General features: G+C 66.5%; 8 protein-coding genes. All 8 read left to right on the forward strand.

The annotated features are described in order from the left end of the window. Positions 1-574 precede the first annotated feature (574 nt). The 8 genes from ACYQ01_RS05230 (at position 575) to pheA (ending at position 11,382) form a co-directional block, all read left to right on the forward strand. Positions 575-1,930, forward strand: coding sequence for an alkaline phosphatase family protein (locus ACYQ01_RS05230; protein ID WP_459932771.1), 1,356 nt, complete (start codon positions 575-577; stop codon positions 1,928-1,930). Further along, the gene (locus ACYQ01_RS05235) at positions 1,920-4,133 is read left to right on the forward strand and encodes an ATP-dependent helicase (RefSeq protein ID WP_459932772.1); all 2,214 of its coding nucleotides are present in this window, start codon (positions 1,920-1,922) and stop codon (positions 4,131-4,133) included. Before ACYQ01_RS05230 ends, ACYQ01_RS05235 begins: the two co-directional genes overlap by 11 nt. Beyond that, positions 4,130-6,637: a PP2C family protein-serine/threonine phosphatase gene (locus ACYQ01_RS05240; RefSeq protein ID WP_459932773.1), complete on the forward strand. Its 2,508-nt coding sequence runs from the start codon at positions 4,130-4,132 to the stop codon at positions 6,635-6,637. The genes ACYQ01_RS05235 and ACYQ01_RS05240 overlap by 4 nt, the downstream gene beginning before the upstream one ends. 165 nt (positions 6,638-6,802) lie before the next feature. Further along, complete coding sequence (locus tag ACYQ01_RS05245; RefSeq protein ID WP_459932774.1) at positions 6,803-7,036, forward strand: hypothetical protein; 234 nt, start codon at positions 6,803-6,805, stop codon at positions 7,034-7,036. A gap of 281 nt (positions 7,037-7,317) precedes the next feature. Then, positions 7,318-8,082, forward strand: a complete 765-nt coding sequence (locus ACYQ01_RS05250; RefSeq protein ID WP_459932775.1) for a M15 family metallopeptidase — start codon at positions 7,318-7,320, stop codon at positions 8,080-8,082. 339 nt (positions 8,083-8,421) lie between these two features. Then, positions 8,422-9,219, forward strand: a complete 798-nt coding sequence (locus ACYQ01_RS05255) for a 2-amino-3,7-dideoxy-D-threo-hept-6-ulosonate synthase (RefSeq protein ID WP_459932776.1) — start codon at positions 8,422-8,424, stop codon at positions 9,217-9,219. A gap of 23 nt (positions 9,220-9,242) precedes the next feature. After that, positions 9,243-10,214: a 3-dehydroquinate synthase II family protein gene (locus ACYQ01_RS05260; RefSeq protein ID WP_459932777.1), complete on the forward strand. Its 972-nt coding sequence runs from the start codon at positions 9,243-9,245 to the stop codon at positions 10,212-10,214. A gap of 1 nt (position 10,215) precedes the next feature. After that, entirely contained in the window at positions 10,216-11,382 is a 1,167-nt protein-coding gene (gene pheA / locus ACYQ01_RS05265) for a prephenate dehydratase (protein WP_459932778.1), read from the forward strand. Positions 11,383-11,387 lie beyond the last annotated feature (5 nt).

Genomic DNA, 11,387 nt, shown 5'->3' on the forward strand with positions numbered 1-11,387 from the left:
CTGAAGACGCGACGGACGGCTACGTTGCAATCGCCTGGGGAAAACAGCGGAGGAAGTGCACACAACCGAACGCCCGCCACAAAAACGAGCGCCCCGCCTCTTTCGAGGCGGGGCGCGTTTTTTGCGATATTACCCGTATACGGGGGCCGGGACGTCTATTCCCTAGGAATGTCTTTCATGTTTCGTTACCGCCTTACGGCGTTTCCTCTCATCATGGCCTGAGCACTTTTCGAAGCGTTTTGATTTCGGGTTACCCCCTGTGAGGTTTGCCGCGGTCGGAAGAGCCACTCTTCCGTTCGCAACGGCCCGCGCATTCTCGCTTCTAACGTCCCGGCCTCGCTGACGCGAAATGGCCCAATGGACTTCCCTCCGTTGAGGTTGCTCTTCTTGCCTTGACCAGTACTCACAAGATAACCACCGTTCCCCCCCTGTCCAGGGCGACAAGAGCAAATAAATAACCTTGAGCAAAAAAACAGACCCAGCCCGCGCGACCTCCGCGCCATTGTCTCCCAAACCGCTCCGGTCGCCAGGCGGCGGGACTTGGCCCCGGAGCATCGGACTGCTATGGGGGGCCATGCACACTCGCCGAAATCGCCTGGTGGTCCTGGGGCTCGACGGCCTGCCCCTGGGCCTGGCTCGAAAACTCTCCGCCTCCGGCCGCTATCCCAATCTCGCCCGGCTGGCCCTCTCGCCCGGGGCGAAGGCCATCCGGGCCGAACTGCCCGACCTCTCTCCGGTCAACTGGGGCTCCTTTTCCACCGGGGTCGGCCCGGGCGGGCACGGCGTATTCGGGTTTTCCAAGCTCGACCACGCCACCTACGCCCAGTCGCTGATCGACTCCTCGGACCTGACCGCCCCCACCCTCTTCGAACGCCTGGCCGAAGCGGGGCTCTCGGCCCGCGTGGTCAACCTCCCCGGCGCCTACCCGGCCAAGCCCATGTCCGGCATGCTGGTGGCGGGATTCGTGGCCCCGGAACTCACCCGCGCGGTGCATCCGGGCTTTCTGTCCTCCATCCTGGCCGGGGAAGGCTACCTGTTGGAGGCCGACACCGCACGCGGCGCGTCCGACGCCTATTACCTCATCGACCAATGCCGCACCACGCTGGCCAGCCGGTCCAAGGCCCTGGACCTCTTCTGGCCGGATCTGGACTGGGATCTTTTCGTCTTCGTGCTCACCGAGACGGACAGGATCTTTCACTTTTTCTATCCGGAAGTGGAAAACGCCAACCACCCCCTGCACGAGGCTTTCGCCGAACTGTTGGAAGCCTGGGATCGCGTCATCGGCCGCCTGCTGGATCGTTTCGACTCCCTGCCCGGCCCCAAGCGGCTCATGGCCCTGGCCGATCACGGCTTCACAACCTGCCTGGCCGAGGTGGACTTGAACGTTTGGCTGCGTGAGCGCGGCCTGCTCGCGCTCGCACGGGAAGCCTGCGACGAAAACGACAGCCGGGCCATCCGGCCGGACAAAACCGCCGCCTTCGCCCTGGACGCCGGGCGCATCTACCTGAACGCCAAGGATCGCTTTCCCGACGGCATACTGGACCGCGCGGACGCCGACCGGCTGGCCGAAGACCTTTGCCGGGAACTCCCGGCCATGCAGGTGGAGGGACGCCGCCCGCTGACCCGCGCGCACCGCTCTCGCGACATTTACCAGGGCCCCCGCCTGGCAGACGCTCCGGACATCGTGTGCGAACCCAGTCCGGGTTTCAGCCTCACGGGCAAATTCGACCGCCAGGAATTGGCCGGGCTCCACGGCCGCTACGGCTGCCACACGCCGGGCGACGCCTTTTTCCACGACAGCCTTCGGGGCGACCTGGCGAGCGGTTGCGAAACGGGCAGGATGGCTTGGCCGAAAACCGTGGCCGACGTGGGTCGGGAGATGATCGCCCACCTGGGCCTGGACCGCGGGGAGGACGCCCATGCCGCTTGACTCCTTGCCCTTCGAGTCCGCGACCGGAGACGAAGACGCCCTGCTCAATCCGGCCCAGCGCCAGGCCGTCGAGACCTTGGAAGGCCCGGTTCTGGTCATCGCCGGGGCCGGATCGGGCAAGACCCGCACCATTGTGCACCGCCTGGCCCGGTTGGTGCGCACCGGCGTGCATCCCAGCTCCATTTTGCTCCTGACCTTCACCCGCAAGGCCGCGGCCGAAATGCTCGGCCGGGCCGAAAGGCTGCTGGGCATGGGGCTGGGCGGCGTGCGCGGGGGCACATTCCACGCCTTTTCCTTCGCCACCCTGCGCCGGTATCCCCAGGCCGCCGGGTTGCCCGGCGCGCTCACCATCATGGACCGGGGCGACGCCGAGGACGTCATGGGGCAGGTCATGGCCGAGTTGGCCCTGGGCAAGGGCGACAAGAGCTTTCCCAAGAAGGGCCACGTGCTCGAACTCTCCAGCAAGGCCCGCAACAAGGAACAAACCCTGCACGAAGTGCTGGGACGCGAGGCCTTTCACCTGCTGCCCTACGCCGACGCCCTGGAAGAGTTGGCCAGCGCCTACCAGGCCTACAAGGAAAACCACGGCCTGCTCGACTACGACGACATGCTCTTCACCCTGGAGCGCGTGCTCCTGGAGGAGCCCCAACTGCTCGAATCCCTGCGCGCCCACCATCGCTACATCATGGTGGACGAATACCAGGACACCAACCGCGTGCAGGCCAGGCTCGTGCGGCTTCTGGCCGGCGAAGCGGGCAACGTGATGGCCGTGGGCGACGACGCCCAGTCCATCTACGCCTTCCGGGGGGCCAACGTGGAGAACATCCTGAGCTTTCCCACGGTGTTTCCCGGCACGCGCCTCATCCGTCTGGAACAGAACTACCGCTCCACCCAGCCCATCCTCAACCTGACCAACGCGGTGTTGGCCCAGGCCAAGGAGAAGTTCGACAAGACGCTCTTCACCGAACGCCTCGACGGCCCCCTGCCCGAAATGATCAAGGCCTATTCCGACCAGACCCAGGCCCGGCTGGTGGTGGACAAGATTCGCGAGCTCAAGCGCACGTACATGCCGTGTGAAATCGCGGTGCTCTTTCGGGCCGGATACATGTCCTATCCGCTGGAACTGGCGCTCAGCAAGGAGGGCGTCGCCTTTCAGAAGTACGGCGGCCTGCGTTTTTCCGAGGCGGCCCACATCAAGGACGCCGTGGCCCATCTGCGGGTGGTGCACAATCCGTCGGACGCCGTGGCCTGGCGTCGCTGCCTGACCCTTTTGGAAAAGGTGGGGGAAAAGACCGCCAACAAGATCATCGCCCTGGTGCGCCAGCGCGACCAGCAAGGCCTGGCGGCCATGCGAAAAAAACACAAGGGCCTGGACGCCCTCATGGCCTTTCTCGAAGACTTGCGCGGCGAGCCCGGCGGTCCGGCGTCCATGCTGGAGCGGGTCACGGTGTTCTACACCCCCACCCTGACCCGCGTGCACCCCGAGGACTATCCCCGCCGTCTGGCCGGGCTGGAGCAGCTTTGCCAGATCGCGGCCACCTACGCCCACCTGGAGACCTTCCTGGCCGACCTGGCCCTGGAAAATCCCGAGGAAGAACGCAAGGGAACGCGCGACGACGCGGTGGTGCTTTCCACGGTGCATTCGGCCAAGGGGCTCGAATGGCCGGCGGTTTTGGTTATCGACCTGGTGGACGAACGCTTTCCCTCGCGCCACGCCCTGGCCCGGGCCGAAGACCTGGAGGAGGAACGCCGCCTGCTCTACGTGGCGCTCACCCGCGCCAAGGACGTGCTCTGTCTGTTCACGCCCGGCAGCGTCTACAACCGGGGCAGCGGGACCAGCCAGCCGGCCATGCCCAGCCTGCTGGTGCGCGACCTGCCCAAAGACCTCTACACCGAACGGCGCGAGACCCTAAGCGGCGCGCTCACCAGCCCGGGGGCGTCCCCGGCCTTTGGACGAGACGGCGCCCGGACCGCCTCCGGCCCCACCGGTCAGGGTGACGGACCCGATTTCGCGGCCTTCGGCTCCCAGAACGGGACCCGGGCCTGCCCGGCCAGACCCGAAAGTCTGGGACACTGCCGGCATCGCATCTTCGGCCGGGGGAAGATGGTGGCCGACCTGGGCGAAGGCAAATTCCGGGTGAACTTTCCCGGTTTCGGACTCAAAGTCATTCTGGGCGAATACCTGGAACGCGAGGACCCGTGAGCCTGCGCATCAAGTTTCTCTGCCTGCTGCTGGCGCTTTCCGTGCTGCCTCTGGTCGGGCTTCGACTGCGCGGCCAGCAGGTGCTCGAAGACGTGGCCCGCACCCTGGCCGACAACTCGGCCCAGACGCTTCTGGAAAAAGCCATGGCCCTCACCCTGGTGCAGGTCCAGGGACAGGCCGCGCTGTTGCGCCGCGAGGGGGAGCTGCTCGAACAGACCGTACGCCTCCAGGCCCTGGAAGTGGAAAAAGCCCTGCCCCAGCCCGGCGTCGAAGGCATCGAGCGAGCCCATCAGGCCGCGTCCCGGGGCCTGGGCGATATCGTGGCCAAACAGGCCACCGCGCTTCTCGACGGTCGGGTTTTCCCCCTGACGAGCGCCGACCCCCGTCTGCCCTCCTGGCTCAATCTCCTCAAGGACGCCACCGGCCCGGTCTGGTCCCTTCCCCGGCCCGAACCGGACGCGGAGCGCGTCCCGCTCACGGTGTCCTGTCCCGTGCGCGACCGCGAGGGACGCTTCGCCGGCGCGACGGCCCTCATGGCCGCCCTGGACCTCAAAAACCGCCGCAACGGCTTGTCCGTGCTCTCGCCGGTGGTTTCGGTCTACCTGGTCTACCCCGAAAAACTGGGAAGCCGGGGCGACGGCCTGTTGGTGCTCGGCCGCAACGAGGCCCGCCCCCCGAACGCGAACCGCGCCCCCAAGACGAACGCCCCTGCGCCGCGACCGGCCCCCGCCCCCCGGGACGAACAGGTGGGAGCCCAGTCCACGGCGATGGAAGGCAAACGGCTCCCCGCCGGCGCGGAGGACTCTCCCCGGCGCGACGCCCCGTCCGGGGTGAGCGCCCCAAGCGGTGGCGGCGCGGACGCCGCGTCCCCTGCGCCAGCTCCCCCGGCGCCGGACAGCGCGTCCGCCGCGCAAGGCCAAACCGGGCCCCCCGTTGGCGCGACGCCCACGGATCAGACCGTGAAGCCGACCGTTCCGGCCGCGAACTCGGCCGCACCCGCCGCAACCTCGGCCGGTCCCGCCGCAACCTCGGCCGCTCCCGCTGCAACCTCGACCGATCCCGCAGCGATCTCGACTGTTCCCGCCGCGACTTCGGCCGGTCCCGCCGCAACCTCGGCCGATCATGGGACCGCCCCCCCGCCCGGGGGCGCCACGACAAGCCAGGGCCCGGGAAACGCCGAGCCCGCCCGGGCGCTTCCCGTCGAGGCCTCCCCCTCCGGTCGGAAGGCCTCAGCCGGCGCGCAAGGCCCAAGCGGGTCCGTGAGCGCCAAGACGCCAGCCGCCGACTCGGCTTCGGACTGGTTCACCCTGGATTCCCCCGAAGCCCAGGCCCGTCTGCTGGCCGCCGTGAAATCCCACGAACCGGGACGATTCGAAGCCCTGTTCCGCAAGAGGCAACAACTGGTGGCCTTCGCCCCCCTGGGCGTCCACGAGGTGGCCCTGGTCTACGTTTTGCCCATGGAGGAAATCACCGCCGAGGCTCAGGCTTCGCGGGCGTTCATCGACCGCACCGTGGCCGACCAGCTCCAGGCCACGGGCTACATGGCCGGGCTGGCCCTGGCCGCCGTCATCCTGGCGGCCTGGCTGGTGGCGCGCGGCCTGAGCGGCCCCATTCTCCAACTGGACCGGGCCGCGCGGCGCGTGGCTGCCGGAGACCTGGACGTGAAGGTGCACCCGGCCGGCGGAGGCGAAATGGAATCCCTGGGACGGGCCTTCAACCTCATGGTGCCGGAGCTGCGCGAAAAGGTGCGCCTGAGCCAGGCCATGGTGTTGGCCCAACAGGTGCAACACGGGTTGTTGCCCATGCATCTGCCCCAGCCTCCGGGACTGGACGTGGCCGCCGTGAGCCAACCCTGCGAGGAAACCGGAGGCGACTACTTCGACGCCGTGGAAAACGCCCGCGCGACGCCGGGCGTCACCGCCCTGGTGCTTGGCGACGTGTCCGGCCACGGGGTGGACGCGGCCCTGTACATGACCACGGCCCGGGCCTACCTGCGCCTGCGCGCCCAGCAGCCCGGAGACCCGGCCCAGGTGGTGGGCGATGTCAACCGGTTTCTCACCCGCGACACCCACGGTTCGGGTCGATTCATGACCCTCTTCTACCTGGAGGTGGACGACTCGGGCCTGCGCTACGTGCGCGCCGGGCACGACCCCGCCCTGGTCTACGACCCCGCGACCAACGACTTCGAGGAGCTCACCGGCCAGGGGCCTCCCCTGGGCATCGGCTCGGACTTCACCTACGAATGCGTGTCCCGTCCGCCCCTGTCGCCGGGGCAGGTGTTGCTGGTGGTTTCCGACGGGCTGTGGGAGGCGCGCAATCCCGCCGGGGAGATGTTCGGCAAGGAACGGGTGCGCCAAGCCCTGCGCCAACACGCCCACCTGGGCGCGCACGCCTTGCTGGACGCCCTGCTCGGCGTGCAGGACGTATTTCGCGAAGGCCGCCCGGTCCGCGACGACGTGACCTTGTTGGCGGTGAAGGCGGTGGATGGGGAAGAGAAAGAGTGAAGGAATGAAGAGCCGCCGGCGGCCAAAAGGGATGATTCCCTTTGGCATCCCCAGGTGTCGCTTCGCGCCGGACGTTTGCGAAGTCCGCTGCGGAGGCGTCAAGCCGAGGGCGCTTCGCGCCGGGAGTTGCCGGAGCGGAGACGAAAGAACAGGGGAGGAGAAAGCATGTACATAGCGCAAAAAGACGCCCGGTTTCGCATCTGTCCGCTCCTGGCCACACCCGACGGCAAGATGCGCTTCTGCCAGGGCTCCCAGTGCATGATGTGGCGCTGGCAGGGCGAGCAGTCCGAGGAGGATTCTCCCGGCTTCTGCGGTTTGGCCCAGGTTCCCGTGGGCCAGGCCCGCGCGGGATTCTTGAGCGTCGAGCCCAAAGCCGAACCAAAGTCGCCCTTCGATTGATGGCGCGGCGTAGCAGCCTGTTAAAAAATTCTTGCTGGCTGCGTTGCTGCAAAAAGTTCAAACCCTCAACGGATGCCAACTCCGCTTCGGGCTTGACTTTTTCTCGCGCCTTGCCAGCGCGTTTTTTGAACAGGCTGCACGAATCGACTGTTTCAACAGGCTGGTAGCGAACCGGAAAAAACGCGGCTCCGGGCGGTTGCGCATTTGCGGGGCGATCCGCGCTTTCCGCTGGACCGCACGGTCCGGGGTGGCTAGAAAAGGCAAAAAAACAAGGAGCCTTCATGCCGCGCCGTTCCCTCATCCTCGCCGCCCTCGCGGCGATCCTGGTCCTGGCCCAATCCGCCCTGGCCGATCCCCTGCCCAAGGGATTCGTCTACCTGCGCGATGTCGACCCCACCATTGCGCAGGACATGCGCTACGCGGGTTCGCACAACTTTCTCGGACGCCCGGTGTCCGGCTACGAAGCCCCGGAATGCATTCTCTGCTCCGAAGCCGCCAAGGCTCTCAAGGACATTCAGGCCGAACTCGCGCCCATGGGCCTGGGACTCATGGTGTACGACTGCTACCGCCCGCAACGCGCCGTGGATGATTTCGTGTCCTGGAGCGCGGTCATGAACGACCAGGCCACCAAGGACGAATTCTATCCCCGCGTGAACAAGAAGGACTTCTTCGAACTGGGCTACGTGGCCAAGAAGTCCAGCCACACCCGCGGCTCCACCGTGGACCTGACCGTCATCCCCCTGAACGCTCCGGCCCCGCAAGCCTACACGCCCGGCCAGAAGCTCGTGCCCTGCTTCGCCGATTACGACGCCCGGTTCAAGGACCGCTCCATCGACATGGGCACCGGCTTCGACTGCATGGACGAGCTCTCCCACAGCCAAAGCCCGCTCGTGAGCGCGCAAGTCAAGGCCAACCGGGCGCTTTTGCGCGGACTCATGCTGAAGAACGGCTTCAGCCCCTACGAGTACGAGTGGTGGCACTTCACCCTGAAGAAGGAACGCTACCCCAAGACCAGCTTCGACTTTCCGGTGACGGCCAGGCAGTAGTTGCCGGCCTCCCTATCGCCCTACGGCCGGGGCTTTTTGAAAGAACGCCCCGGCCCCCCCGACATTTTCGCCCGATATTTTCATTTTTGTCCTTGACAAGCCCCCCGCCCCCCACGTAGCAACCTGCCCATGCAACCCTTCACCGCTGGTTTTTCCTTTTGGTTTTATTTTTGGTTTAGCCGCGCCAGCGGTTCGGGAAGGGGTGCAGCTTAACCACTGTTGTTAAACGCGCCACACCGAGGGCCGCTGGCATAAGCCGGCGGCCCTTTTTTGTTTTCTTTCGCGCGGCCGCCGTCAGCCAAGAATCCCGGCAAAAGCGCAAACCAGGAGGGAACTCCCATGCTTATCGGCAAAGCCGTACGTCTCGAACGCATTTTCAATCGCAACAACAACCGCACCATCATCGTTCCCATGGACCACGGCGTCACCGTGGGCCCCATCGACGGGCTGCTCGACATGCGCGAGACCGTCAACCAGGTGGCCGAAGGCGGCGCCAACGCGGTGCTCATGCACAAAGGCCTGGTCCGCTGCTCCCACCGCAAACGCGGTCGCGACGTCGGTCTCATCATCCACCTCTCCGCCTCCACCACCCTCTCCCCCATGCCCAACGCCAAAACCCTTGTCGGAACCGTCGAAGACGCGCTCAAGCTCGGTGCGGACGGCGTGAGCCTGCACATCAACCTGGGCGACGACACTGAACGCCACATGCTGGAAGACTTCGGCCACGTGACGTCCACGGCCAACGAATGGGGCATGCCGGTGCTGGCCATGGTCTACGCGCGCGGCCCCAAGATCAGCGACGAATACGATCCCCAGGTGGTCGGCCACTGCGCCCGCGTGGGCATGGAGCTGGGCGCCGACGTGGTCAAGGTGCCCTACACCGGCGACATGGAAACTTTCGCCCGGGTGGTCGAGGCCTGTTGCATCCCGGTGGTCATCGCCGGCGGGCCCAAGCTTTCCGACGTGCGCGACCTTCTGGTCATGGCCCACGACTCGGTGCAGGCCGGCGGGGCCGGACTTTCCATAGGCCGCAACATCTTCCAGTACGCCCAGCCCTCGCGTCTGGTGCAGGCCCTGCACGGGGTGGTGCACCTGAACTGGGACGTGGACCAGGCCATGGAACTGCTGAAAGCCTAAGGGTAAAGGAAAGGAAAAACATCATGAAATCCATATGGTTCAAGGCCGTCCCCTTCGACAAGGCCCAGGTCACCCTTGCCCTGGAGTCCGGCGTGGACGGCCTGATCGTGGAAGCCGGGCATGTCGATTCGGTCAAGCAGCTCGGGCGGGTGGACGTGCTCGCCCTGGAAGACGTGGAGCGCGTGACCCTGGCGGACAAGGGCGACGAGGAGACGGCCACCGCCTCCCTCAAGGCCGGCCGGCGCGTGGTGCTGGCCGAAGGGTGGGAAATCATCCCCGTGGAGAACATCCTGGCCCAGGCCGAGGGCCTGGGTCTGGAAGCGGCCAGCCTCGACCGGGCCAGGCTGGCCGCCGGAATCCTGGAGCGCGGGGTGGACTGGATCGTGGTCACCCCGGAAGGGACCGGCGACCTCAAGGCCATCGTGGCCCAGGTCAAGCTGGCCCAGCACCCCGTGGACCTGGCGACCGCAAAGGTCACGGCCATCGCCGCGGCCGGACTGGGGCACCGGGTCTGCGTGGACACCATGAGCGTCCTCAAGAAGGGCCAGGGCATGCTGGTGGGCAATTCGAGCGCTTTCACCTTTCTCGTGCACGCCGAGACCGAATCCAACCCGTACGTGGCCGCCAGGCCCTTTCGGGTGAACGCCGGGGCCGTGCACGCCTACGCCCAGATGCCCGGCGACCGCACCGCCTATCTCGAAGAGCTCGGCAGCGGTCGCGAGGTGCTCATCGTCTCGGCCGACGGCGCGGCCACCCTGGCCACGGTGGGACGCATCAAGACCGAAGTCAGGCCGATGCTGTCCATCACGGCCAAGGTCGGCGACGCCGAGGGCACCATATTTTTGCAAAACGCCGAGACCATCCGGCTCACGCGCCCGGGCGGGGAGCCCGTGTCCGTGGTGAGCCTCAAGGTGGGCGACGAAATTTTGTGCAAGGTGGATCAGGCCGGACGCCATTTCGGCATGCGCATCTGCGAGGACATCAAGGAGTGCTGACATGACGACCGACCCAACCGCCAACAGACTCCCTGAAGCCGAAGCCGACGACCCGGCCCGCGACAACGTGCTCACGGAAACCCGCGAAGCCATCGACACCGTGGACCGGGAAATCCTGGACCTGCTCAACCGCCGGGCGGCCCTTTCCATCCGGGTGGGCCAGGTGAAGGCCGGCAGCGACGAACCCGTGTTCAAACCCTTCCGCGAAAAGGAAGTGCTCGACTCGCTGTCGCGCCTGAACCCGGGCCCCATCCCTGCCGAACACCTGCGGGCCATCTACCGCGAGATCCTGTCCAGCTCGCGCCGGCTCCAGCGCACCCAGAAGGTGGCCTACCTGGGTCCCGAAGGCACGTTTTCCTACTTCGCGGCCGTGAGCTACCTGGGCCGCAGTTCCGATTTCGACCCCAAGAAGACCATCGACGACGTGTTCGAAGCCGTGGCCCTGCGCGACGCCGAACTCGGGGTCATTCCGCTGGAAAACTCCCTGCAGGGCACCGTGGGCCAAAGCCTGGACCTGTTCTTGCGCCACGAGGTCTACATTCAGGCCGAACTCTACTCGAAGATCAGCCACGCCCTGCTCTCCAAGGGCACGGACATGTCGCGCATCGAGGAAGTCTATTCCCATCCCCAGCCCCTGGCCCAGTGCGGCGGATGGCTGCGCGCCCACCTGCCCCAGGCTCGCGTCATCCCCACGGACTCCACGGCGGCCGCCGCCAGGCGCGTGGCCTACAACGCCAAGGCCGCGGCCATCGGCCACGTGAAGCTGGCCGAAATGCTGGGACTCAATGTGCTGGCCAGCCGCATCGAGGACCTGCCCGACAACTGGACCCGCTTCCTGGTCATCGGACCGGCGGAGACCCGGCAGGGCAACCGGGACAAGACCTCCATCCTGTTCAGCCTGCCGGACAAACCCGGCGCGCTCTCGGCCGTGCTCAACCGTCTGGCCGACGAGGGCATCAACCTGACCAAGCTCGAATCGCGCCCCCTGCGAGGCGAAAAGTGGAAATACGTCTTCTTCGCCGACCTGGAGTGCGACATTTCCGAGGACAAGTACAAGGCCATGCTGTCCGACCTTCGGGCCGAACTCTTCAGCCTGCGCATTCTGGGCAGCTACCCCGTGGGGCCGCATTTGGACGTCTCCAGCTCGGCCGTGGTGGAAAAAGGATGAGCGCC

Source organism: Fundidesulfovibrio butyratiphilus, assembly GCF_054657235.1.